The sequence below is a fragment of the Pseudomonas delhiensis genome (assembly GCF_900187975.1).
GTDB lineage: Bacteria > Pseudomonadota > Gammaproteobacteria > Pseudomonadales > Pseudomonadaceae > Pseudomonas > Pseudomonas delhiensis.
Map to the genome: position 1 here is coordinate 24,655 of NZ_FZPC01000034.1, position 25,387 is coordinate 50,041.

Genomic DNA, 25,387 nt, shown 5'->3' on the forward strand with positions numbered 1-25,387 from the left:
ATGCAATCCTCTGCTAGCGGGGAGCGGCTGGCGCTCGGGCGATGTCGCGCAGCGAGGCCTCGAGCTGCGCGCGTTCCTTTTCCACCTGCTCGACGTGGCGCTGGCGCACGTGGCCATAGCCTCGGATCTTCTCCGGCAGCGAGGCCAGGGCGACCGCGGCGTCGAGGTTGCCGGCGTCGAGCCTGGCGATCAGCCCGTCGATCTCCCGCTCGTACTCGGCCAGCAGGCGCAACGCCAGCCGGCGTTCGGCGCCGTTGCGGAAGGGGTCGAGGAGGGTGCCGCGCAGGCCCTTGCAGTGCTTGAGCAGGCCGAAGGCCTTCAGCAGCCAGGGCCCGACTTCCTTCTTGTACGGCTTGCCGTCCTTGTCCAGGCCGCCGAAGGGCCAGGCGCCGAGGTTGAAGTGGACCTTGTAGTCACCTTCGAACACCGCATCGAGTTCCTGCCTGAAGCTGTCGGATGCGTACAGGCGCGCGACCTCGTATTCGTCCTTGATCGCCAGCAGCTTGAAGTAGTAGCGCGCCACCGCCGTGCTGAAGCGCTCGCCCAGGTTGCGCTCGCGCTCGGCGGTGCGGGCCCGGTCCACCAGTGCCTTGTAGCGGCGGGCATAGGCCTGGTTCTGGTAGTCGGCCAGGTAGGCCATGGAGCGCTGGACGATGGCTTCGAGCGACATGTCGATGCGTGGCGCGGGCGCAACCGGGCTGCCGGCGCAGGCGGCCTTTTCCACCGCCTGCAGGTCGACCGCCGCGCGGCGGCCCCAGAGGAAGCTCGCCTTGTTGAAGTCGACCTGCACGGCGTTGAGTTCCAGCGCGCGCATGATGGCCGCGTGGGACAGCGGCACGCTGCCCAGCTGCCAGGCCGCGCCGAGCATGAACATGTTGGCGGCGATGCTGTCGCCCATCAGCTGCGCGGCGATGCGCAGGCCTTCCATGGCGAGCAGTTGGCCGTCGCCACAGCGCTGGCGGATGCGTTCGAGCAGCGCGCCGGCATCCATCTGCCAGTCGGGGTTGCGCGCGAAGTCGCTGGTGGGCACCAGGTCGCTCGCCACTATCACCCGCGTGCGGCCCGGGCGTATGCGCAGCAGCGCCTCGTCGCCGGCGGTCACCACCAGGTCGCAGCCCACTATGGTGTCGGCCTCGGCGGTGGCGATGCGGGTGGCATGCAGCCGCTGCGCATCGGTGGCGATGCGCACGTGGGACATCACGGCGCCGTACTTCTGCGCCAGCCCCGTGACATCCAGCACCGAGACCGCCAGTCCCTCGATGTGCGCGGCCATGCCGAGCACCTGGCCGATGGTGACCACGCCGGTGCCGCCGACGCCGGTGATCAGCAGCGAGAAATCACCGGTGAGCGCCGGCAGCGCCGGGTCCGGGATGGCCGGGAAGTCCGCCGCGCCCACGCCCGAGGTCCTGGCCTTGCGCAGCTTGCCGCCGCGCACGGTGACGAAGCTCGGGCAGAAGCCCTCGACGCAGGAGTAGTCCTTGTTGCACGAGCTCTGGTTGATCCTGCGCTTGCGCCCGAACGGGGTTTCCAGCGGTTCGATGGACAGGCAGTTGGAGGCCCGGGAGCAGTCGCCGCAGCCCTCGCACACGGCCGCGTTGATGAAGCTGCGCTGGTCCGGGTCGGCCCACTTGCCGCGCTTGCGCAGGCGCCGGCGCTCGGTGGCGCAGGGCTGGTCGTAGACGATCACCGACACCCCTTCGATGCCGCGGCAGCGCAGCATCACCGCGTCGAGCTCGGTGCGCGGCAGCAGCGGCACGCCGGCCGGCAGGCTGCCGGCGGGGTGCTTGGCCAGGTCGTCGGTCAGCACGAAGATGTGCCGGACGCCCTCGGCCATCAGCTCGGTGACCACCTGCGGCACCGACAGCTCGCCGTCGATGGGCTGGCCGCCGGTCATGGAGACGAAGCCGTTGAACAGCACCTTGTAGGTCATGTTGGCCTTAGCCGCGATGGCCTGGCGGATGGCCAGGAAGCCCGAGTGGAAGTAGGTGCCGTCGCCGATGTTGACGAATACGTGCTGTTCCCCGGTGAAGCGGTGCTGGCCGAGCCAGTGCATGCCTTCGCCGCCCATCTGGGTGAACATCGGCGGCGTCTTGATGGGGTCGTGCAGCACGGCCATGGCGTGGCAGCCGATGCCGACCATGGCCCGCGAGCCGTCGGGCACCTGGGTCGAGCGGTTGTGCGGGCAGCCCGAGCAGAAGCCGGGGTTGCGGTTGGGCGCGGCCGGGTCGGGCAGGCCCGGCAGCTTGTGGGTGGCCGGCGGCAGCGCCATCTCGGGAAGGTCGGGGTGCAGCGTGCGCAGCCGGGCGTGGATGGCGTGCATGATCTGCGTCGGCGACAGCTCGCCCCAGCCCTGCAGCACCGCCTCGCCATGCCCGGGCGCGAAGGCCTGGGCCGCCTCGTACTTGCCGGCCACGCGCGGGTGGTTGGGCAGCGCCAGGTCGTAGAGGATGCCCTTGACCTGGTCTTCGAGGATGCCGCGCTTTTCCTCGACCACCAGGATGGCGTCCAGCCCGTCGGCGAATTCGCGCACGAACTGCGGGTCCAGCGGCCAGATCAGCCCGGCCTTGCCGATGCGCAGGCCCAGTTCGCGCTGGCGCGCCTCGTCCAGGCCCATCCCGGCCAGGGCCTGCAGCACGTCCTGGTACGACTTGCCGGCCGACAGCACGCCGAGCCGGGCGCCGGGCACCTCCTGCAGCAGGTGGTTGAGCCGGTTGGCGCGGGCGTAGGCCACGGCCGCCGGCAACCGGTGGTTGACCAGGCGTTCCTCGCCCATCAGCGGGATGTCGAAGGTGCGGATGTTCAGGCCCTGGGGCCCCAGGTGCGGGGCGACCTGCAGCTCGGGCAGGACGATGCGCGGCGAGTCGGGGCCGACGCGCACCGAGCCGCCGCCCTCGACCACGTCGTTGTGCACCTTGAAACCCACGGCGCAGCCGCAGAAGCGGCTCATGGCGAAGCCATGCAGGCCCAGGTCGAGCAGCTCCTGGGTGTTGCACGGGTAGAGTATCGGCAGGCCGGCGGCGATGAAGATCGGGTCGGAGAAGTTGATCACCGACGAGGACTTGACGCCGTGGTCGTCGCCGGCGATGGCCAGCACGCCGCCGTGCCTGTTGGTGCCCGCGCTGCCCAGGTGGCGCAGGGCGTCGGCGCTGCGGTCGGTGCCCGGGCCCTTGCCGTACCAGATGCCGAACACCCCGTCCACCTTCGAGCCGGGCAGCAGGCCCACGTACTGCGAGCCCCAGACCGCGGTGGCCGCCAGGTCCTCGTTGACCCCCGGCATGAAGTGGATGTCGTTGGCTTCCAGGCGTGCCTGCTGGGCCCACAGCTCCATGTCGTAGCGGCCCAGCGGCGAGCCGCGGTAGCCGGAGATGAAGCCGCCGGTGTTCAGGCCCGCGGCCTGGTCGCGCCAGCGCTGCTGCAATGGCAGGCGGGCCAGGGCCTGGGTGCCGGTGAGGTAGATCCAGCCTTCCCGGGTTTCGAACTTGTCGTCGAGCGTGACGCTCTGGTGGGGTCGAGGGGCGTTCATCAGGACTCCTGCTTATTCTTGTTCTGTCGCTTCCCTTTCGTTTCGGTGCTGCCGTGGCCGCTGCGAAGGCGTTCGCGCGGCGCCGGCTCACGTCAGGATCACGGAAGATGGTGGAGCGGGATGCCGTGGGGGACTGTCCGGGATTTGCGCTGCGAAGGTGCGGAAGAGGCAGGCGTGGCTACCCCTTTCGGGGTATCGGGAAGGCCGCTCCAGGGGGCCGCTGGCCAACCCCCTGGACGCTGGGCGATCGGTGCGCCGCCGCCCGGCGGGCAGGGGCGAGGTGGCGGGGCCTCAGCTGCCCTTGTGTTCCTGCCAGCGCTTGCGCGCGCGCAGGTAGGCGGCGCTGTCGGCGTAGCCCAGGTGCTCGGCGATCTGCTCGCGGCCCAGGCCCTGCAACTCCAGGTACTGCTCCTGTTCCAGGCGCACCGCGGCCAGCACCTGGCGGTAGCCCAGGTCCTGTTCCTGCAGGTGCCGGCGCAGGGTACGCGGGGTCAGGTGCAGGGCCGCGGCGGCGCTTTCCAGGCTGGGCGGTATGCCGCTTTCCAGCTCGTGGCGGATGTGCTGCGCGACCCTGGCGGCGGGCCCGCTGAACTGCTGCAGGCGCGCCAGGCGCTGTTCCAGGCCGCTGACGATCAGCTCCGCCACCACCGGGTGGTGGCCGCGCATGGGGATGTCGAGCACGCGCCTGTCGAACACCAGGCGGCTGTGCTCGCTGGCGAAGCGCAGGTGGGGCCCGAACCACTCGCGGTACTCGGCGTGGTAGGGCGGCCGCGGGTAGTCGAACTCGGCGCGTAGCGGCAGCACCGGCTCCACGCAGCCTTCGCGCAGCTGCGTCATGGTCATCGCCAGGGCGTGCTCGCAGTAGGGCCGGCGCAGGCGTTCGGAGCCCTCGATGCGCACTTCGAGGATCAGTTGGCCGTCTTCCTCGCTGATGTGCAGGCGGTCCAGGTCAGAGCCCAGCCGGGCGAAACGCTGCCAGTGGCGCAGGGCCTCGCCGACGGTGGCGCTGCACAGGGCGAGGTGGACCAGCACGAAGCGGTCGCCGGGGGCGAACTGGCCGAACAGGTGCAGGCCGATGGCCGGGTCGATGCGGGCCGCGCGCTCCCACAGCTGTTCCAGCCCGGGCAGGTCGAATTCCAGCACGTCGCATTGCTCGCCGAGAAAGCGCGCCAGCACCCGGCCCATGGCGCCGCGGTGGCGTTTGCAGACGGCAGCGCTGGCCACTTTTGTCTGATTTTTGTCCCTTTCGGACATGTCTCGTCTGGCCCCTGTTGCCGTTTCATGTGCCCGACAGAGCCGTGCCAAGGCGCGGCGCCGTCGATCGCCCGATCATATAACGAGAACCACGCAATGACCGAGATGCCTACTCGCCCGCAACAGGGGGCCGCGCCCTCGTCCCCGGCCAGGCGCCGCCGCCCGCTGGTGCGGGCGCTGCTGGGCCTGGCGCTGTCCGCGCTGCTGCCCGCGCTGCCGGCGGCCGCGGCGGACAAGCCGAACATCGTGGTGATATTCGGCGACGACATCGGCCTGTGGAACCTCAGCGCCTACAGCCGCGGCGCCATGGGCTACCGCACGCCGAACATCGACAGCATCGCCAAGGGCGGCGCCATCTTCAGCGACCACTACGCCCAGCCCAGCTGCACCGCCGGGCGCGCGGCCTTCATCACCGGCCAGCTGCCGATCCGCTCGGGGATGACCACCGTCGGCCAGCCCGGCGGCATGCTCGGCCTGAAGCCGCAGACCGTGACCCTGGCCGAGGTGCTCAAGCCCCAGGGCTACACCAGCGGCCAGTTCGGCAAGAACCACCTGGGCGACCGCAACGAGCACCTGCCGACGGTGCACGGCTTCGACGAGTTCTTCGGCAACCTCTACCACCTCAACACCGAGGAAGAGCCGGAGGACATCGACTACCCCGCCGACCCCGACTTCAAGAAGCGCTATGGCCCGCGCGGCGTGCTGCACTGCTTCGCCACCGGCGCCGAGCAGCCCGGCGACGACCCGCGCTTCGGCAAGTGGGGCCGGCAGCGCTGCGAGGACACCGGCCCGCTGACGCGCAAGCGCATGGAGACCGTCGACCAGGAGCTGATCCAGGCCTCGTTCAGGTTCATGGACAAGGCCGTGGCCGAGAAGAAGCCATTCTTCGCCTGGATCAACACCACGCGCATGCACGTGTTCACCCACACGCCCGATAAATACCTGCAGCAGTGCAAGCAGTTCACCAGCGGCGAGGACGAGCACTGCGCCGGCATGCTGCAGCACGACGAGGACGTCGGCAGCGTGCTGAAGAAGCTCGACGACCTGGGCATCGCCGACGACACCATCGTCATCTACACCACCGACAACGGCCCGGAGCACGAGACCTATCCCTTCGGCGCCACCACGCCGTACCGCAGCACCAAGATGACCACCTGGGAAGGCGGCGTGCGCGTGCCGATGATGGTCCGCTGGCCGGGGCACATCCCGGCGGGCGAGGAGCTCAACGGCATCCAGTCCCACGAGGACCTGTTCACCACCCTGGCGGTGGCCGCCGGCGCCACCGACGTGCGCGAGCGCCTGGCCAAGGGCGACGACTTCGGCACCGGCGTGGTGAAGAAGAACTACATCGACGGCGTCGACAACCTGGCCTACTGGGAAGGCAAGGCCGGGCAGTCGGCGCGCCACGAAATCTTCTACTACGCCGAGAGCCGCCTGCAGGCCGTGCGCCTGAACCAGTGGAAGGCCCACTTCTACACCCGCGACGGCTACTACGGCGCCACCACCACCCTGGAGATGCCCTGGCTGTTCAACATCCGCCAGGACCCCTTCGAGAGCTACGAACAGGCGCCGGGCCCGCGCGCCAACCTGATGCAGAAGAAGAGCTACGTGTTCCACCAGATGACCGACGCGATAGTCGCGCACCTGCGGACCTTCAAGGACTTCCCGCCGGCGCAGAAGGGCGTGTCGCTGAGCTTCGACCAGCTCAAGGAACAGATCCTCAGACAGGCCGAGAAGTGAACCCTGCGGCGGCCGGACGCCCGGCCGCCGCATCCCCCGCGCGCCCGCCGCGCCCAGAACAACAAGATTGGAGTTTCCCGATGAGTCAGCTCAGCCCCGCCGCGATGCAGGTCTTCGCCGCCATGCAGAACGCCCCCGTGGTGTCCCGCGACCATGCCCGCGAGGCGATCCTGCTGCTGGAGGACGACCTGCCCTGGGTCAGCCTGCCCGACGGTTCCACCATCCAGCTGCTGCACGTGGACCTGAACCAGAACCTGTGGATCAACCGCACCCGCATGAACCCCGGCTTCGGCGTCGACACCCACTACCACACCGGCCCGGTGTTCGCGGTCACCCTGCAGGGCGAATGGTTCTACCGGGAATACCCGGACAAGGTGAACAAGGCCGGCTCCTACCTCTACGAGCCGGCGCACTCGCTGCACACCCTGTGCGTGGCCGAGGACGCCACCGAGGTCGCCGACGTCTGGTTCGCCATCTTCGGCAGCAACGTCGACATCGACGAGAAGGGCGACGTGGTACGCATCCTCGACGCCAAGACGGCCCTGACCGTCTACCGCGCCCTGTGCGCGGCCGAGGGCAAGAGCTGCGACAAGCTGATCGTCCTCGGTGAGTGACATGGCAGCGCTGAACAGTGCGTTCGTGACCGGCGCCGGCGGCTTCATCGGCCGCCACCTGGTGCGCCGGCTGCTGGCCGAGCAGGTCGCCGTGGTCGCCCTGATGATGCCGGGCGAGCCGGTGCCGGCGGAGTGGGGCGACAGGGTGCGGGTGGTGGTCGGCGACGTGCGCCGGCTGCTGGCGCTGCGCGAGCAGATCGGGCCGGTGGATGCCGTCTTCCACCTGGCCGCGGTGGTCAGCGATTGGGGTAGCACCCAGTCCCACGTGGAGGTGACCGTCAAGGGCACCGAGCATGCCATCGAGCTGGCCCTGGGCTGGGGCGCGCACTTCGTGGTGACCACCAGCGTCTGCGCCTTCGCCAGCGCCCTGGCCAGGGGCCGGCTGGACGAGGACAGCCCGGTGGGCGTGCCCTCGTCGGCCTACGAGTTCTGCAAGCAGGAGCAGGAGCGCGTCACCCGCGAGGGCGTCAGGCGCGGGCTCAAGGCCACCATCGTGCGGCCGGCCAACGTCTTCGGCGTCGGCAGCCTGCCCTGGGTGAATTCGCTGGTGCAGGTGCTGCGCGAAGGCGCGCCCTGCCTGCTGGGCTCCGGCAAGTGGGACGCCGGCCTGGTGCACGTCGACAACCTGGTGGAGATCCTGCTCGCTTGCGCGCGCTCGGAGTACGTGCACGGCGAGGTGTTCATCGCCGCCGACGGCTTCGGCGTGACCTGGAAGACCTACCTGGAGGCCCTGGCCAGGGCCGCCGGCACGCCGCCGCCGAAAAGCCTGCCGAACTGGCTGGCGCGCTTCATGGCCAGCGCCCTGGAATGGTGGGGGCACCTGCGCAAGCAGGCGCAGCGCCCGCACCTGACGCGCCAGACCTTCCGCCTGATGGGCGGGCCCAACGAGTTCGCCACCGACAAGGCCAGGCGCCTGCTGGGCTACCGGCCGCCGGTGAGCTTCGAGGCGGCCATGGCCGAGCTGGCCGAACACTTCCGCACACAGCAACAGGCGCCGGCGGGCGCCGCAAGCGCAACGGCAAGGCTGGAGAGTCGAGCATGAGCCAGTGGATCCACGGCGCCCCGCGGGTCGCCTTCGTCTCCGGCGCCGGCAGCGGCATCGGCCTGCAGATCGCCAAGGCCCTGGCGGCTGACGGCGCGAGCCTGGCGCTGTTCGACCTGCGCCTGGAGCCGCGGGTGCTCGATGAGCTGCGCGCCCTGTGCCGGCAGCCGCAGCAGCGGGTGGAGGCGTTCGTCGTCGACATCACCCAGGCCGTGGAGGTCGACACGGCGGTGGAGGCCGCCGTGGCCAGGCTGGGCGTGCCGGACTTCGCCTTCAACTCGGCGGGCATCCTGCGCACCGCGCTGTTCACCGAACTGCCGGCGGAGACCTTCGAGCTGGTAGTGCGCATCAACCTGATCGGCAGCCGCAACTTCGCCGCCGGCGTGCTGCGGCACATGCCCCGCGGCGGCCACCTGGTGCTGGTGGCTTCGCTGGCCGGGATCATCGGCGGCTACACCCAGGCCGCCTACAGCGCCTCCAAGTTCGGCGTGGTGGGCCTGGCCGAGGTCCTGCGCCTGGAGCAGAAGCCGCGCGGCATCGACGTGTCGGTGGTGTGCCCCGGGGAGATCGCCACGCCCCTGCTGACCTACGAGCGCCAGCATGGCAGCAAGGTCACCGAGGCGCTCAATGCCACCGCCGGGGTGCTGACGGTGGAGGAGGCGGTGGCCGGCATCCTCGATGGCCTGCGCCGGCGCCAGTTCATGATCACTCCGGGCCTGCGGGCCAGGCTGCTGCGGGCCATGGCGCGCAAGACCAGCGGCCTGCTGCGCTGGATCACCGACCAGACCCTCGCCAAGGCGCTGCGCGCCGAGCGCCGCTGAACCCGCGCCGGCCGAGGCGGGAGTCGCGGCCGGCAAACCGACAGGCATTTGCATGGGAGACCCGTATGCCACGTAGAACACTGATGATGCCGTTGCTGCTGGCGATGGCGCTGCAGGGCCAGGCCGCGGAGTCGGCCACGGCGGAGCCGGTCGGCGGGCAGCCCGCCGCGGGGGCGCGGCCCTCGGTGAGCGACTTCGACTACCAGGTGAAGTACCAGCGCGCCTTCGAGGCGGTGCTCTGGTCGCTGCCCTCGGTGCAGGCCCAGAGCGGCCGCGAGGCCACCCTCGGTGGCCTGGGCGCCAGGGACAACGACATAGTCGCCATGTCCGGCCCGGCCACGCCCAGGTTCGAGACCTGGACCGCCAACAGCTCCACGCCCTACGTCTTCGCCTACTCGGACCTGGCGCGCGAGCCGGTGGTGCTGGAGGTGCCGCCGGCAGGGCCCGACGGCAGCCTCTACGGCCAGGTGACGGACGCCTGGCAGATGACCATCGCCGACATCGGGCCTTCGGGCATCGACGCCGGCAAGGGCGGCAAGCTGCTGCTCACCGGCCCCGACTTCAAGGGCACGGTGCCGGCCGGCTACCGCCAGGTGGTGTCGCCGACCCGGCGGATCGTCTTCGCCTTCCGCTCGGTGCGCGCGCCGGGCAAGAGCGCCGCGGACGCCTATGCCTACTCGAAGCGCCTGAAGATGTACTACCTGTCGCAGGCGGCCAAGCCACCACAGCAGCGCTTCGTCGACGCCGTGGATCAGCGCTTTTCGTCACTGCTGCCCCAGGACGAGCGCTACTTCCGGCTGCTCCACGACACCATCGCCTACGAGCCGGCGCGCCCCCAGGACAGGCACATGCTCGGCCTGCTGGCTTCGCTGGGCATCGAGCAGGGCAAGCCCTACCAGCCGGACGAGAAGACCCGCCGGGCCATGCGCCAGGCGGTGGTGGATGTCTGGTTCTACCTGCAGCAGCGCTTCGACCAACTGCCCAGGGATTACTACTACTGGCCCGACCGCCAGTACGTGCCGCTGCTGCTGCCCGACGCCAACCGCGGCTTCAGCTTCGAATACCCCGGGCGCATCGACATCGATGGCCGCGCCCTGGCGTTCTTCTGGTGCACCCTGGTGCCCCGGCAGGTGCCCGAGCGGCCCGCGGCCTACTACCTGATGGCCATGGCGGACAACCAGGGGCGGCCGCTGGAGGCGGGAGCCACCTACAAGCTGGTGGTGCCGGCGGACATGCCGGTGAAGCAGTTCTGGTCGCTGACCCTCTACGACCGCGCCACCATGGCCTTCATCTACACCCGGGAGGGGCGCACCACGCTGGACTCCTACGGCCTGGACAAGATGAAGAAGAACGCCGACGGCAGCGTCACCCTCTACGTCGGCCCGCAGGCGCCCAAGGGCCTGGAAGCCAACTGGATTCCCACCGGCGGCAAGCGCCCGCTGCCGGCCCTGCGCTTCTACGGCGCCACCGACGCGCTGTTCGACAAGCGCTTCAAGATGCCCGACTTCGAGCGGCTGGACGAGCCCGCCGCGGCTAGCCTCGGCCAGCCGGGCGTCATACCGGCGGGCCTGGCCATGGGTAGCCACCTGCTGCCATGAGCCACGGCGGGCGCAAGCTCCTGGCCGGCTGCCTGTTGCTGGCGGCCAGCCAGGCGCAGGCCGCGGAGAACGGCGTAGGCTTCTACCTGCTGGGCTCCCGCGGCCCCATGGCCGGCGCGCTGCCGCCGCCGGGGCTGTACCTGCAGAACGACCTCTACCGCTATGCGGGCAGTGCCGGGGCAGCGAAGGACTTCCCCGTCGGCGGCCGGGTGGTGGCCGGCATCCAGCTCGAAACCCGGCTGGCGATGCCGACCCTGCTCTGGTCCACGCCCTGGCAACTGGCGGGCGGCAACCTGGGGCTGTCCTGGAGCCAGCCCCTGGGCGGCCCGGCCCTGGACGTCGACGCCGAACTGACCGGGCCCCATGGCCAGCGCCTGGGCACCGACGTGCACGCCTCGAACTACACCTACGGCGACCCGGTGCTGGCGGCGATGCTCGGCTGGCACCGCGGCAACTTCCACTGGCAGGGCGGGGTGGCGCTGAACGTCCCGGCGGGCGACTACGACGAGGACGCCCTGGCGAACATCGCCTTCCACCGCTGGGGCGCCGACCCCTTCGCCGCGCTGACCTGGTTCGACCCGGCCATCGGCCTGGACCTGTCCGTGGCCGCCGGCGTGACCTTCAACGCCGCCAACCCGGCCACCGACTACCGCAGCGGCAACGAGGCGCACCTGGAATGGAGCGCCGAACAGCACTTCGGCCCGCGCTTTTCCGCCGGCCTGCTCGGCTACCACTACCGCCAGGTCAGCGATGACAGCGGCCGCGGCGCCAGCCTCGGGCCGTTCCGCGGGCGCACGCGGGCCCTGGGCGCGACCCTGGCCTGGAACTTCCCCGGCGCGCGGCCCTGGTCGCTGCGGCTGAAGGCCTTCAAGGAACAGGCGGCCTACAACCGCCTGGAAGGCCACTCGGTGTTCCTCAGCCTGTCCGTCCCCCTGTCTTCCCTGTGATACCTGTCCGGCCCGGCCGGCGGTCATCCATCGTTCCAACCCAGACCAAGGAGTACACGATGAACCGTTCACGTCCGTTCCTTTCCGCACTGGCCCTGGCCGTCGCCCTGGGCGCTGGCCCCAGCCAGGGGGCGGAAGCCTTCGCGGACCCGCAGATCAGCCTGGTGATGAACCCGCAGAAAGTCGCCCAGGCCCAGGAGATCGATGCCTACACCCTGGGGGTGATGGCCTACACCTGGGGCTACCCGCTGGTGCGCCTGGAACGCGTCCTGCGCACCTACACCCAGGTGCCGGCGAACAAGCCGCCGACCAGCTACCGCGCGCCGCTGAACCGCATTGGCTGGGCCACGGCGCTGTCCACCCCGGCGGACAAGGACATGCCCACGGCCAACAACGACACCCTGTACATGAGCGCGGTGGTCAGGTTGAGCGAGCCCTACGTGCTGAGCGTGCCGGACACCGCCGACCGCTACTACGTGATCAACGTCTTCGACATGTACCACGACCTGGAGCACTACATCGGCCGCCGCGCCACCGGCACCGGCGCGGGGCGCTTCGCCCTGGTGCCGCCGGGCTGGCAGGGGACCCTGCCGGAGGGCGTCAAGGCCCTGCCGGTGAGCACCGACAAGCTCTGGCTGTGGGGGCGCCTGCACATCCGCCAGGGCGAGGACCTGGCGCCGGTACTGGCGCTGCAGGAAGGGTTCGACCTGCGCCCGCTGAGCCAGCTGGGCAAGGCCGGCTACCAGGCGCCGAAGGAAGAACTGCCGCCGCTGCCGTCGATCGAGGGCGACGACCTGGGCTTCTTCACGCACCTGGGGTACGCCATGCAGCACAACCGCATCAAGACCGTGGACGCGGCGCTGGTGGGGCAACTGCAGCGCATCGGGCTGAGCGCGGAACACGGCTTCGACCGCTCCAGGCTCACCGCCGAGCAGCTGCGCGGGCTCAAGCGCGCCCTGGCGGACGGCCCGCTGGTGGCCGGCAAGGCCACCATGACCTCCACCGTGCTGCGCAACGGCTGGAACGTGGCCATGGTCAACGAGTTCGGCTACGACTACCCCGGGCGCTCGGTCATGGCCGGCGCCTACCTGGGCGGCAACCTGGCGGAGGAGGCGGTCTACCCGATCCGCTTCACGGACGACCGCGGCAAGCCGCTCGACGGCCAGCACCCGTACCGCCTGACCTTCGCCAAGGCGCCGCCGGTCGGGGCCTTCTGGTCGCTGACGCTCTACAACGCCGGCGACAAGATGCTGGTGGACAACCCCATCGGCCGCTACAAGGTCGGCTCGGACACCCCCGGCCTGCAGGTGGCGGCCGACGGCTCCATCAGCATCCCCATCCAGCACGCCCAGCCCATGGGCGAAGACAAGGCCAACTGGCTGCCGGCGCCCAGGGGCGGGTTCTACCTGCTGCTGCGCCTGTACCAGCCGGACGCCGCGATCCTCGACGGCCGCTACGCGCTGCCGCAGGTGAGCCGCGTCCAGTAGCGGAGCAGGGACCAGGCGATCGGGCAGGGCGGATAACCGGTCGCGGTTATCCGCCGCTGGTCGTGCCACCGGAGCGTCCGGCGTGGCGGATGCCAATCGCGGACGGAGTCTCCTACGTCGGTGCTTCCCGGAGTCGTAGGAGCGGACTCCGTCCGCGATTTGGCGGATAACGCCGTAGGCGTTATGCGCCCTACGGGGAGCCCGGGAGCTTCGTGGGTCCGCACCACACCGAACGGTCCCCTCTCCCGCTTGCGGGGGAGGGTTAGGGAGGGGGCGGAGTCAGGGTTTGGCAGAGGTGCCTGGGCGAAGTCCGTCACCCTCTCCCCAACCCTCTCCCTGAAGGGAGAGGGGGCTGTCCCGAGCAAGCGGATAGCGCAGCGTCAGCCGGCAAACTCGTAGGGCGGATAACCGTTCGCGGTTATCCGCCGTTGGCCGATGCGCCGATACACGACGCAAACGGCGGATAACGCCGTAGGCGTTATGCGCCCTACGGGGAGCCCGGGAGCTTCGTGGTTTCGCATCGCGCCGAACGGTCCCCTCTCCCGCTTGCGGGGGAGGGTTAGGGAGGGGGGGCGGAGTCAGGGTTTGGCAGAGGTGCCTGGGCGAAGTCCGTCCCCTCTCCCCAGCCCTCTCCCTGAAGGGAGAGGGGGCTGTCCCGAGCAAGCGGATAACGCAGCGTCAGCCGGCAAACTCGTAGGGCGGATAACCGTTCGCGTGCGGCGCGCAAAAAAATGGCGACCCGAAGGTCGCCCAAAACCACAGGTGCTGCTGCTCAGCGCACCCCGTCGCTGCGCAAGGCCGCGGGGGTGAATTTGGCGGCGGAGGAGGGCTCGCCGAAGCGGATCCAGCTCTTCTCCTCGTTCATCATGCCGCTGACCGCGTAACGGCCGGAGATCAGGTCGTACAGGCTTTCCAGGGCGTACCAGGGCACCTGCTGCCTGTAGTCCTGGGTCAGCATGGCCTCGCCCACGCGCCACAGCTGGCCGCGGCCGTCGTACTGGTCGGACAGGGCGATGCTCCAGGAGTCCTCGTCGACGTAGAAGCGGCGCTTGGCGTAGATGTGCCGCTCGCCCGGCTTCAGGCTCGCTTCCACCACCCAGACGCGGTGCAGCTCGTAGCGCGCCAGGTCCTGGTTGACGTGGCCGGCCTTGAGGAGGTCCTCGTACTTGTGCTTCGGCGAGGCCAGCTCGTAGTTGTTGTAGGGGATGTAGATTTCCTTCTTGCCCACCAGCTTCCAGTCGTAGCGGTTGGGCGCGCCGTTGTACATGTCCAGGCCGTCGGAGGTGCGCAGGCCGTCGACTTCCGTGGTCGGGCTGTCATAGGCCACCTGCGGGGCGCGGCGCACGCGGCGCTGGCCGGCGTTGTACTGCCAGGCCATGCGCGGTTCCTTCACCTGGTCCAGGGAGTCGTGCACCAGCAGCACGTTGCCGGCCAGGCGTGCCGGCTCGGTGACCCGCGACTTGTAGTAGTACAGGAGGTTTTCCGCGTCCTTGGCGTCCAGGTCGGCCATGCCCTTGGGCACCGCCAGGTCCTCCTCGTAGCGGATGGCGGTGAAGGCGCCGTTGGTCTGCGGCGCTGCGGTGACCGAGGAGCGCAGGATGTTCACGCCGCGGAAGCGGGTGATGTGGTTCCACACCACCTCCAGGCCGTTCTTCGGGATCGGGAAGGCCACCCAGCGGCTGTCGGCGAAGCCCTGCAGGCCGTTGCCGCCTTCCACCAGGCTGGTCTTCAGGGCGCTGGTTTTGGCGGCCTGGTTGATGAATTCCGGGACCACGGTGGTGCGGTGGCTCGGGTAGACGTTCATCTTGTAGTCCGGGTAGCGCTTGAACAGCGCCACCTGGCCCTCGGACAGCTTCGCCTTGTACTGCTCGAGGTTCTGCGCGGTGATGGTGAACAGCGGCTTCTCGCCGGCGAAGGGGTTGCCGGGGAAGCCCTTGGCGTCCACCGGGGCGGCGTTCTGGGCCAGGCCGCCGGTCCAGGCGGGGATGCTGCCGTCGGCGTTGCCGGCCTTCTCGGCGCCCAGCGGGGTGAGGCTGGCGCCCAGCCTGGCGGCCTCGTCCGGGGAGACCGCGGCCAGTACGCTGCCGGCCAGCAGGGACAGGGTGAAGACGCCGATCACTCGTAGTGCTTTGTTCATCGTTGAGTCCTCGCGGATTAGAAGTTCACGCCGACGCTGAACGCGAGGAAATCGCGATCGATCAGGGTGTTGTAGTCGCCACCGAAGAAGTTGGTGTACGACAGGCTGGCGGTGTAAGTGCTGCGGTAGTCGGCATCCAGGCCCAGGCTGATGGCCTTGGCGCCTTCGTTGAAGGTCGGGCCGTAGCCTTCCACGTCGTGGGACCAGGCGATGTTCGGCTTGAGGTTGATGCCGGCGATGGCGTTGCCGTAGTCGAGGATGGCGCGGGTGCGGTAGCCCCAGGAGGTGTTGGTGTAGAAGCCGTGGGTGTTGCCCGGCGCCCACTGGCCGTACTCGGGGGTGCGGCCGTAGCGCATGGAACTGGTGGGTTCCAGGTCGCTCAGGTGGGTCAGGCCCAGTTCGCCCACCAGGGTCAGGCGGTCGGCGCCCATCACCTGTTCGAAGAAGTGGGTGAAGGTGGTCTGCAACTGGGTCATCGGCTTGCGCTCGTAACCATGGTTGTCGGCGCCGGGGGCGGTGGGCATGGTCGGCGAGGTGGTCGGCGCGATGGGGTTGAGCACCGCCAGGGAGATGTCCGGGGTGTTGATCTGCAGCGGCATGTTCGGCCGGTAGCTGACCTCGCCCTGCCAGGCGGTGCCGGTGGGCAGCGTGGTGGCGAAGCTCAGGCCGTAGAGGCGGATGTCCTCGGGGTACTCGATGAAGTAGTTGCTGTTGCCCAGCACGGTGCTCAGGGCCATGCCCTGGACCACCGAGGAGCAGCCCGGGCGGCCGCCGCAGGCGGCGCCGGTGGCGGCCAGGATGCGCCCCAGCGAGGCCAGGGTGTCGGCGCCGGCGGTCTGGCTGCTGTAGTAGGGGTTGCGGCTGTGGTAGTTCATCGCATAGGCGCCGTACTCCACGTCATCGGTCATCCAGCGCAGGGCCAGGCCCCACTGGCCGCTGTCGCGCGGGTCGCGGTCGCCGCTGCGGGGCAGGATCACCCCTTCGTCGTTGGCGATGAAGCCCTGGCCGTTGGACGCGGCGATGGGCTCGAACTGCGCCATCAGCGCGCCGAAGCCGGGCGCGGCGTTGTTGGCGTTGTTCAGGTTGCAGCCGTGGGGCACAACGTCGGTGCCGAAGAAGGTGCCGCAGTTGTCCAGCACCGTCTTGTCCCAGCCCAGCTGGTAGAAGCCCTCGGCGGAGAAGCTGTCGGTGATGCTCTGCGACAGGTAGAACATGTTCACCGGCAGCAGCGCTTCCTTGATCTCGGCGCCGGGGCGGCGCAGGGCGGAAACGTCGATGGGGTTGATGCTGTTGATGCTGTTGGGGATGAAGGTGCTCTCGCCCCAGCTCACCACCTGCTTGCCCAGGCGCACGCTGCCCGGCAGGTTGGAGATGTCGTAGTTGTGGTAGACGAAGGCGTCGAGCAGTTGCACGCCGGAGGAGCGGGCGCCCTTGTCGCGGCCCTCGTCGCTGATGTCCTTGAACGGCCGGCTCTCGTCCTTGAGCTCGAAGTCGTACCAGTACTTGCCACGGACGAACAGGCCGGTGTCGCCGTACTTCAGCTCCAGGTCGTGGATGCCCTTGAACAGCTTGGAGAAGGTCTCGCCCTTCTTGAAGTTCAGGCGGCCGTCGTCGGTGGTGTGGGTGGTGATGTTGCCGCCGTTGTTGTAGCCGATGAAGTCCTGGTGAGGGCTCTGGGTACTCCAGCTGGCGCCGATAGACAGGGAGGAGTCGAACTGCCCCTCGATCTCGCCGATGCTGAAGTTGACTGCCTTGGCCGGGGCCGCGACGCCCAGGGCCACCGCCAGGGCCAGCAGCTGCGGTTGGAAGAAGCCAGGTCTTGTTATTGTTTTCATGTAGCGCTCCGGTGCTCGGTTGGAAGACTGCAGGCACAAGCTATGTGGAGCGGCGGGCGCGGATAAGCGCGCGAAAGTACGAGTGGCGTGTCGGAAGAAGGTATGAGTCGTGCTGTGGCGCGGGTTTCAGCGGGGTTCAGCAATGCGATGAATGGTCCTTCATTCACTGGCTCGGTCAGGCGTGGGAATTGTCTGAAGGAATTCGCCCATGGCAACGCGCGCACCGGGCCAGGGCCCGGTGCGTTCGGAGGTCAGGAGGGCGCCGCGGGCGCGCGGATCAGATGAGATAGCCGCCGTCCACCGCCAGGCTGATGCCGGTGGTGTAGCTGGAGGCGTCGCTGGCCAGGTAGAGCACGGCGCCGGCCATCTCCTCCGGGTTGGCCACGCGCTTGAGCGGCACCCGCTGCAGGATGCCGTCGAGCACCGCGGGGTCCTGCATCAGGGCGGCGGCGAACCTGGTGTCGGTGGGCCCCGGCAGCAGCGCGTTGCAGCGCACGCCGAAGGGCGCGCACTCGCGGGCGAAGACCTTGGTCATGCTGATCACCGCGGCCTTGGTCACCGAGTAGATGCCCTGCAGCTCGCCGGGGCTGACGCCGTTCACCGAGGCGACGTTGACGATGCTGCCGCCGCCCTGTTCCTGCATCAGCCTGCCGGCTTCCACCGACATGTAGAAGTAGCCGCGGATGTTGACGTCCACGGTCTTCTGGAAGGCGGCGACGTCGGTGTCCAGCACGTTGCCGTACTGCGGGTTGGTGGCGGCGTTGTTGACCAGGATGTCGAGGCGCCCGAAGCGCTCGCGGATCCAGTCGAAGGTGGCCCGGACCTGCTCCGGCTCGCCGATGTGGCAGGCCACGGCACAGGCCTGGCCGCCGGCGGCCTGGATGGCCTCGGCCACCGCCTGGCAGCCCTCCAGCCTGCGGCTGGAGACGATGACCAGGGCGCCCTGGCGGGCCAGCAGGTGGGCGATGGCCTCGCCGATGCCGCGGCTGGCGCCGGAGACGAAGGCGACCTTGCCGCCGAGGTCGAAGGGGGCGGATGTGGACATTGGGCTGCTCCGGGAATGCTGTCGGGAGGTGCCGGCCACCGCCCCCAGGTCGGGTCAGGGGGCACGTCGAGGGGCGGGGCCGGCCAGGCGAGGATAGGCAGCGGGGTGGCGGGGCGATATCGCCCGGAAGTGCGATCAGGATGATGAATGGGGATGATGGGGGCGGCGCGTGGCGAGCCGGCCCCGGGTGGCGCCTCAGGCCTGATCGCGGGCCGGCAGCATGGCGCGCAGCACGTCGTCGCGGCGCACGTGATGGTGCCAGATGGCCGCGGCGGCATGGCCGAGGATCAGGACGAAGAGCAGGTACTGGGCGGTGACGTGGAAGGCCTTGGCCGCCTCGCGCACGGCATCGGCAAGCGGCAGCGGCGGGATTTCCACCAGCCAGAACAGGCTCACCGGGCGCTTGCCGAACAGCAGGCCGCTGAGCGGCATCAGGATCAGCAGCGCATACAGCAGGGCATGGCCGGCCTTGGCGGCCAGCAGGTTGAGCCGCTCGCTGGCCGGCAGCAGCTGCGGCGCGCCATGGCGGGCGCGCACCAGCAGCCGCGCGACGGTCAGCAGCAGGACCGAAAGGCCCAGGGACTTGTGCAGGGTGAACACCCCGCCGGCGCCGCCGAGCAGGCCGGCGAACAGGTCCTTGCCGTAGGGCAGGGCGATGATAGCCAGCACCAGCAGGGCGCTAAGCCAGTGCAGGGTGATCTGGGCGGGGGTGTAGCGGGCTTGGGTCACGGGGCTTTCCTCATTACGTGCGTTGTCCTGCTCGCGGAAGGTGGCGAGCGGCATCCTTTTTCGTCGTGGGAATGGAGGAGGGTAACCGAAGGGAGTGGCCGCCGCCGAAGCGAAGGCGTTGCAATATGTTGTGGCGGGGCCGCCGGCGGCCGTGGGCGTCGGGTTCAAGAGCCCCTCTCCCCAACCCTCTCCCGCAAGCGGGAGAGGGGGCTGTCCTGCGCAGACGGAAAGTCCGGCGTCATCCTCACACCCCGCATTCCACCGTAGGGCGAATAACCGTTCGCGGTTATCCGCCGGTGGCCGTGCTACCGGGGCGTTCGGCGTGGCCGGTGAATCCAATCGCGGACGAAGTCCGCTCCTACGCTGGCCGAGCCATGCCATTCCCCTGTAGGAGCGCGCCCTGCGCGCGAATCGCGGGCAGGGCCCGCTCCTACGACCGTGCTTCCTGGAACCGAGCGGACTCTGTCCGCGATCATCCGTCGTTGAAAACGGCGGATAACGCCGTAGGCGTTATGCGCCCTACGGGTTCCAGAGAAAGCTCCGCGCGCACCGGAACGCCCCTTCAGAAGGCCGAGCGAAACCGGCGCTCAGGAGGTCATGCGACATGGATGTCGCGAGAGCCCCGATGGGCTAGCCAAAGCGACTCGCCCGAGGGGGCGAAACGAGAAACATCAACGCACTCGGAGCGGCGCGCTACACCAATCCCCAATCCACTGGTTTCCCGCGTTCGCGGGAATGACGATGGGGAGATAGGAGCACAGTGTCCCCCTCGCTCCTGCGAGAAGCGAAATCGGCTCAGAATCCGCTTTCGCGCATGAAGACCGCCGCCAGGTGCATCAGGCCGTCGGCCAGCAGGCTGCGGCGCTGGCCTTCGATCTGCAGGTGGCCGCGGGTCTCGTGGAGGTTCGGCGGGGCTTCGTCGAGCTGCACCAGTACGTGGAACAGCGGGCTGCTGGGCACCAGCTGGTCGCCGTGGGGCTGCACCGCCAGGGGGCCGCCGTGGCGGGAGGCCAGGGCCGGCTGGCCGAGCTGGCCGATGCGCGTGGTGCCTATCTGCAGGACCTTGCCGGGGATCGCCCGGGGCACGCCTTCGGGGTAGAAGCGCACCGGGCTGCCTTCGCCCAGGCGCTGGATCTCGTCGGGGCCGACGTAGGCGTCCACCTGCCAGCTGCGTGGGTCGATGAGCACGCCCAGGGGCTCGCGGGTGCCGATCCACTGGCCGCCGTGCCAGTCCGGGTTGAGGTCCAGCCACTGGCCGGCGAAGGGCGCCTGCAGGTTCAGCCGGGCGATTTCCGAGCGGGCGGCGCGGGCTTCCTGGAACTGCACGCCGTAGCGCTGGCGGGTGGCGGCTTCCTCGGCCAGGCCCGCGGGGTCGGCCAGCAGGCCAGCCAGGCGGGCGCGGTAGCCCTGCATGCTGGCCTCGTTGCCGGCCAGGCGCAGGGTGATGTCCGGCTGGTCGAGCACCACCAGGGTCTGCCCGGCCTGCACCTGGCCGGCCTTGCGCACTTCCTGCAGCAGGGCCGGGAAGGGCGCGTAGAGGCGCACCTGGTGCTCGGCGCGGGCCAGGCCCACGGCGTGGATCTGGCTGCGCCAGGGGATGGCCACCAGCAGCAGGATGGCCGCCAGCAGGACCAGGAAGAGATGGCGGCGGCCGCGGTGCACTTCGCCGCGGTGCTGCCACCAGTGTTTCAGTTCGCGCCAGATCGGCTGCACGATGAACCAGGAGATTTCCACGGCGAACAGAAAGATCCCGAGCAGTTTGAAGAAGAACAGGTAGACGGTCACCGCGATGCCGAGGAACAGCACCAGGCGGTACACCCAGGTGACCATGGCGAAGGCCACCAGCAGGCGCCGCTGGCGCGCCGGGAAGGCTTCCGGCCAGGCCTCCTCGAGCCCCAGCAGGTTGCGCCGCAGGGTGACCTTGGCCAGGGCCGTGGCGCGCTCGTGCAGGTTGGGGAAGTCGAGCAGGTCGGAGAGGATGAAGTAGCCGTCGAAGCGCATGAAGGGGCTGGCGTTCAGCGCCAGGGACAGCGCCCAGCTGGTGGTGGCCAGGTACAGCAGGGCGTTGCGCAGCGGGCCCGGGTCGCTCAGCGCCCAGCCCAGGGTGGCCAGCCCGGCCAGGCCCAGTTCGGTGAGGATGCCGGCGCTGGCGATGGCCAGGCGCTGCCGCGAGCTGCGCAGCTTCCAGCTTTCGCCGGTGTCGGTGTAGAGCATCGGCCACATCACCACGAAGGCGATGCCCATGTGCGCCACCTTCAGCCCCAGGCGCGTGGCCACCAGGGCGTGGCCCAGCTCGTGGAGGGTCTTGGCCACCACCAGGGCCAGGGCGAAGCTGAGCAGGCCCTCGGTGGAGAAGGATTCCACCACGTCGTGGCGGAAGCTGTCCCACTGGTGCGCCACCAGGACGATGCCGAGCAGGCCCAGGCCCACCACCAGCACGCCGGTGAAGGGGTGGAACAGCCAGCCCAGGGCGCCGGCCAGGCGCCGCAGGTGGCGCTGCGGGTGCAGCAGCGGGATGCGGAAGAACAGGTAGTGGTGCAGCCACCACTTCCAGGTCAGCCACTGGTTGCCTTCGCTGGCCTCGCGCAGGCGCTCCAGGGCCTGGGCGCCGGGGCGCACCAACTGGTGGCGCTCGAGGAACGCGCGAAAGCCCAGCACCTGCTCGGCGTCGGGCTTGAGCGCGGTCTGCTCGGCGATTTCCTCGGCGATGCGCCGCGGCGTCTGCTCCCAGCGCAGCAGGCACTCGAACTCCAGCCAGCCGATGCGGAAGAAGCGGTTGGTGACGTTGTCGTGGATCACCCAGGCCGGCTCGCCGTCGCTGTTGGTGCCGGCCTCGGCGATGTCGAGGTCGTCGCGCAGCGGCGGCGTGGGCAGGTCTTCGAGGGCGGCGTCCATCACCAGCCCGTCCAGGCGCGGGCGGCGGCCAGGGGCCGGCGCAGCAGGTAGTAGCCCAGCGGCACGCGCTCGCCGTAGAGCTTGGCGGTGCCGTGCAGGCCCAGGCGGGCGTGCTGCGGGGCGCCCTCGACGCTGGCCAGCAGGCGGTAGGAGGCCACGCCGTCCTCGCCCGGGCGCGCCTCGTAGCTGGTCTCGAGGATTTCGCCGTGCAGCGGCGACAGCGGGTAGGCGGTGAGGAACAGGGTGACCGGCGCGCCGCTGTCCAGGGCGATGGCGTCGGCCACCGGCAGCTGGATGCGCATGCCCGGCTGGCTGGGGTCGGCGACCTGGAGGATGCGCTCGCCGGTGACCACCGGCTTGCCCAGCCAGTCGTTGGGGTCGCTGTACACCGCCACCCCCGCGCGCGGCGAGAGCACCGTGGTGCGCGCCAGCTGCGCCTGCACCGCGGCCAGCTCGGCGCGGCGCTGCCGCGCGGTGCCGTTGAGCACCGCCAGCTCGCCCTTGCTCTGCGGGTTGTCGAAGGCCCGCTGGCTGGCGGCCAGCAGCTCGGCGTCGGCCACCGCGACTTCCTTGGCCAGCACTTCGGCACGGCTGCGCAGGGTGGTCTCGTCGAGGGCGAACAGCGGGGTGCCGACCGTGACGCTCTGGTTCGGCCGCACCAGCATGCGGGCGATCACCCCGTCGATCGGCGAGCTGATCACCTGGGCATTGCGCGACACCACTTCGGCCGGGGCCAGCGCGGTCTGCCGCACCGGCACCAGCAGCATCACCGCCAGCACCGCCGCAGCGAGCAGCAATTGGCGCCGGCTCGGCCGCCAGAAACGCAGCGAGCGCGGCTTGCCGAAGGCGGCCCAGCAGTGCGCCCAGGTCTGGAACACGCCCTGCAGCAGGCTCTCCACCGAGGGCGCCGGGGCTTCGTCGAGGAGGAATACCAGCAGCCCCAGGCGCTGGCCGTGGCGGTCATGCAGGGGGATGACCCAGAGCCCGCCGGGCCACCATTCGGCCCAGCCTTCGGCGATGTCCTCGGGCACCTCCAGGGCCTCGCGGGGCAGCCAGCGCGGCGCGGCGTCCTGCACCTGGCCGCTCAGCCAGCGCCCGGCGCGGCGCAGCCAGACCAGGTAGGGCGAGTCCTCGGTGGGCCGCGCCAGGCCGGAGATGCACAGCAGCTCCAGCTGCTGGCCGTGCTGGGCCAGCACCAGCGCCTGGTGGAAGCGCAGCAGGGCGTAGAGGTCGTTGGCCATGGAGAAGGCCAGGGCGTTCAGCGACTCCGCGGCCAGGGCGCGGTCGCGCAGGTTGGCCAGGCTCAGCAGCAGCTGGGGTGGCGGGAACATCTCGCTCATGGCCGCTCACTCTTGCGCATCGGGGAAGCGCGCGGTACCGCTCATGCCCGCGATCAGTTCAGGATAGGCCGCATCCAGGCGCGCCTCCAGCTCGACGGTCTGGGCCACGGCGTCGACCCGCGCGTTGATGGCGCTGACCTTGGCCGGGTAGCGCTTGCCGGTCTCGTGGATCTCCACCTCCACGGGCATGCCCGGCTTCAGCCGCGGCAGCAGGGTGGAGGGCACGTTCAGGCGCACCTTGAGGGCGCCGTCGCTGACCAGGTCGAACAGCGGCGCGCCGGCCTGCACGGTCTGGTAGGGCTTGACGTAGACCTTGGCCACGCGCCCGGCGAAGGGCGCCTGGACCTGGCAGTAGCCGGCCTGGGCGCGGGCCAGGGTGAGGGCGCCCTCGGCCTTGCTCACCTCGGTAGTGGCCATGGCCACTTCCAGTTCGCCGGCGGCGTCGAGCTTCTGCAGGTTGCGCTTGGCCGCCAGGTTCTGCCGGGCCATGCCCAGCTCGGCGCTGGCGACCTTGGCGCGGGCCTGCACCTCGACGCATTCGAGCTGGGCCAGCAGGGCCTGCCTGGCGACCTTCTGGCCGAGGCTGGCCTTGAGCTCGCCGAGGGTGCCGTTCATCTGGCTGGACAGGGTGGTCTCCAGGTCCGACACCAGCAGCACGCGGATGGCGTTGGGTTCGTCGCCGGCGGCCGGCGGCGGGAGGGCGGGGTCGCCGTCGGCGGCGAACGCCGACGGCAGCAGGGCGAGGAACAGGCAGGGCAGGAACGGCAGGTACGGCTTACGGCTGTGCGGCATTGGCGCTTCCTTCGTTGCTGCTGGAGAGGGTGCTGTTGCCCGTGCCGTTGCCGGCGGTCAGCAGGTTGTTGCCGGTCTCCTGCTCCAGGGTGCGCTGGATTTCCCGGGCCAGGGTCTTCACGTCGTGGTTCTCCACCTTGTCCGGCAGCACCGAGAAGCCCACCGAGTTGTACAGCCGGCCCCAGGCGGCCTGGGCGTCGGAGTAGGCGGCCTCGCGCTGGTAGCGCGAGAGCAGGTAGCGGCCCTCGGCGCGGATCAGTTCCAGCTCGGTGCCCAGGGCGGCGCTGCGGGCCTTCTGGGCGTAGTCCAGCAGGCTCTTGTCGACGCGCAGGCTGTCGTCGGCGAACTCCACCTCCTGGCGCGCCAGCTGGTAGCGCAGCAGGCCGACGCGGACCTGGGTGAGGATGGCCATGGACAGCGCGGTGCGGCGCATGTCGTCGGTCTTGGCCTGGGTTTGCTGGGCGGTATTCAGCGCCGGGTACTGCAGCAGGCGCAGCAGGTTGATGGAGACCTGCACGCCGGTCTCGTTCCAGTGGTTGTTGTACAGGTACTTGTTGGAGTCGTACTGGTAGCCGTAGTTGACGCTGACGTTGGGCCACAGCTGGGCCTTGGCGATCTTCAGGTCGTTCTCGTCGACGCGCTTGCGGTACCACTCCTCCATGATCTCCGGGCGGTGCTGCAGCGACAGCTGCTCCAGCTTCTCGACGTTGCCGGTGACCATGGGCAGCGGCTGCTCGCGGGTGTCGGCCAGGACCATCTTCGAGTTCGGCGGCAGCGACATCAGCGCGGCCAGCTCGGCGCGGGCGAACTCCAGGTCCTGGCGGCGCACGGTGAGCATGTACACCGAGTCGAGCAGGGCGCGCTGGTAGGCGAGGATGTCCTGGCGCGGCAGCAGGCCCTGGTTCTCGGCCTCGCGGGCGGCGGTCAGGGCCCGGTGGGTGCGCATCAGCAGGTTGTCCACCTCCGGCAGCAGACGCTGGGCGCCCAGGGCCCGCCAGTAGGCGTTGCGCACGTCCTGCAGGACGTTCTGGGCGACGCGCTCGCGGCGCTCCTCGGCCATGAGGATCTGGTCGGCCTTCTGCTGGGTGCGGTAGTAGGCCACGCCGAAGTCCAGCAGGCTCCAGGACAGGCCCAGGCTGTCGATGTCGCGGTAGCGCTCCTCGGAGGTGGACGGGCGCAGGGAGACCTGGCGGTCCTGGATGCCGATGGAGGTGCCGCCGGAGTCGTTGTTGCGCCCGGCGTAGCCGGCCGAGGCCACCAGGCGCGGCAGCATCTCGTGGGCGGTGACGTCGCGCAGGTCGGCGGCCAGGGCGCTTTCCAGCAGCTTCAGGCGGTAGTCGAGGTTGTATTTCAGGGCCCGCGCGGCGGCCTCGTAGAAGGTGATGGGCGCGGACACCGGCTCCTGCTCGCGGTACATGCGCGCCTGGTCGTCGATGACGCGCTGGCGCATTTCCTGTTCGTCGTAAGGTTTGGACTCCATCAGCGAGGAGCAGGCGGCGAGCGCAGTGCTGACGGCGATGATGGCACTCAAGGCCTTGAGGCGATGTCCCGGCATAAGCGTTCCTTGATCCATGCGTGGTTTTCTCTG

At 69.8% G+C, this 25,387-nt stretch carries 17 protein-coding genes; 7 read left to right on the top strand and 10 right to left on the bottom strand.

The annotated features are described in order from the left end of the window. Positions 1–13: 13 nt before the first annotated feature. Complete coding sequence (locus CHC02_RS25410; RefSeq protein WP_089394172.1) at positions 14–3,523, bottom strand: indolepyruvate ferredoxin oxidoreductase family protein; 3,510 nt, start codon at positions 3,521–3,523, stop codon at positions 14–16. Between the two features lie 291 nt (positions 3,524–3,814). After that, positions 3,815–4,747, bottom strand: coding sequence for an AraC family transcriptional regulator ligand-binding domain-containing protein (locus tag CHC02_RS30810; protein ID WP_167364845.1), 933 nt, complete (start codon positions 4,745–4,747; stop codon positions 3,815–3,817). A 126-nt stretch (positions 4,748–4,873) separates the two neighbouring features. Here CHC02_RS30810 and CHC02_RS25420 point away from each other — a divergent pair, with 126 nt between their 5' ends. The 7 genes from CHC02_RS25420 to CHC02_RS25450 all read left to right on the top strand — a co-directional run bounded on the left by CHC02_RS25420 (position 4,874) and on the right by CHC02_RS25450 (position 13,026). Then, positions 4,874–6,517 carry an arylsulfatase gene (locus tag CHC02_RS25420; RefSeq protein WP_244160995.1) on the top strand — a complete coding sequence of 548 codons (1,644 nt, stop codon included), beginning with the start codon at positions 4,874–4,876 and terminating at the stop codon, positions 6,515–6,517. 80 nt (positions 6,518–6,597) lie between these two features. Further along, entirely contained in the window at positions 6,598–7,131 is a 534-nt protein-coding gene (locus tag CHC02_RS25425; protein ID WP_089394174.1) for a 2,4'-dihydroxyacetophenone dioxygenase family protein, read from the top strand. A gap of 1 nt (position 7,132) precedes the next feature. Then, positions 7,133–8,173 carry an NAD-dependent epimerase/dehydratase family protein gene (locus tag CHC02_RS25430; protein ID WP_089394175.1) on the top strand — a complete coding sequence of 347 codons (1,041 nt, stop codon included), beginning with the start codon at positions 7,133–7,135 and terminating at the stop codon, positions 8,171–8,173. Continuing rightward, positions 8,170–8,994, top strand: a complete 825-nt coding sequence (locus CHC02_RS25435; RefSeq protein WP_089394176.1) for an SDR family NAD(P)-dependent oxidoreductase — start codon at positions 8,170–8,172, stop codon at positions 8,992–8,994. Before CHC02_RS25430 ends, CHC02_RS25435 begins: the two co-directional genes overlap by 4 nt. Positions 8,995–9,059: 65 nt before the next feature. Then, positions 9,060–10,592: a DUF1254 domain-containing protein gene (locus tag CHC02_RS25440; protein WP_089394177.1), complete on the top strand. Its 1,533-nt coding sequence runs from the start codon at positions 9,060–9,062 to the stop codon at positions 10,590–10,592. Beyond that, on the top strand, positions 10,589–11,539 hold the full coding sequence (locus CHC02_RS25445; RefSeq protein WP_089394178.1) for a SphA family protein: 951 nt from the start codon (positions 10,589–10,591) through the stop codon (positions 11,537–11,539). The genes CHC02_RS25440 and CHC02_RS25445 overlap by 4 nt, the downstream gene beginning before the upstream one ends. A 59-nt stretch (positions 11,540–11,598) precedes the next feature. Continuing rightward, entirely contained in the window at positions 11,599–13,026 is a 1,428-nt protein-coding gene (locus tag CHC02_RS25450) for a DUF1254 domain-containing protein (protein ID WP_089394179.1), read from the top strand. Positions 13,027–13,798: 772 nt separating this feature from the next. Here the strand turns inward: CHC02_RS25450 and CHC02_RS25455 are convergent. The 8 genes from CHC02_RS25455 to CHC02_RS25490 form a co-directional block, all read right to left on the bottom strand. Next, positions 13,799–15,163 carry a DUF1329 domain-containing protein gene (locus CHC02_RS25455; RefSeq protein WP_089394180.1) on the bottom strand — a complete coding sequence of 455 codons (1,365 nt, stop codon included), beginning with the start codon at positions 15,161–15,163 and terminating at the stop codon, positions 13,799–13,801. A gap of 17 nt (positions 15,164–15,180) precedes the next feature. Further along, positions 15,181–16,998, bottom strand: a complete 1,818-nt coding sequence (locus tag CHC02_RS25460; RefSeq protein WP_089394181.1) for a DUF1302 domain-containing protein — start codon at positions 16,996–16,998, stop codon at positions 15,181–15,183. A gap of 277 nt (positions 16,999–17,275) precedes the next feature. Then, entirely contained in the window at positions 17,276–18,043 is a 768-nt protein-coding gene (locus CHC02_RS25465; protein WP_089394182.1) for an SDR family oxidoreductase, read from the bottom strand. 195 nt (positions 18,044–18,238) lie between these two features. Beyond that, the gene (locus tag CHC02_RS25470) at positions 18,239–18,772 is read right to left on the bottom strand and encodes a cytochrome b (RefSeq protein WP_089394189.1); all 534 of its coding nucleotides are present in this window, start codon (positions 18,770–18,772) and stop codon (positions 18,239–18,241) included. A gap of 795 nt (positions 18,773–19,567) precedes the next feature. After that, entirely contained in the window at positions 19,568–21,667 is a 2,100-nt protein-coding gene (locus CHC02_RS25475) for a site-2 protease family protein (protein ID WP_244160994.1), read from the bottom strand. Further along, the gene (locus CHC02_RS25480) at positions 21,667–23,007 is read right to left on the bottom strand and encodes an efflux RND transporter periplasmic adaptor subunit (RefSeq protein ID WP_089394184.1); all 1,341 of its coding nucleotides are present in this window, start codon (positions 23,005–23,007) and stop codon (positions 21,667–21,669) included. The genes CHC02_RS25475 and CHC02_RS25480 overlap by 1 nt, the downstream gene beginning before the upstream one ends. 6 nt (positions 23,008–23,013) lie before the next feature. Beyond that, on the bottom strand, positions 23,014–23,799 hold the full coding sequence (locus CHC02_RS25485; protein ID WP_089394185.1) for an efflux RND transporter periplasmic adaptor subunit: 786 nt from the start codon (positions 23,797–23,799) through the stop codon (positions 23,014–23,016). Further along, positions 23,783–25,354 (bottom strand): TolC family protein, encoded by a 1,572-nt coding sequence (locus CHC02_RS25490; RefSeq protein ID WP_089394186.1) that lies wholly within the window; start codon positions 25,352–25,354, stop codon positions 23,783–23,785. The genes CHC02_RS25485 and CHC02_RS25490 overlap by 17 nt, the downstream gene beginning before the upstream one ends. Positions 25,355–25,387: the final 33 nt, after the last annotated feature.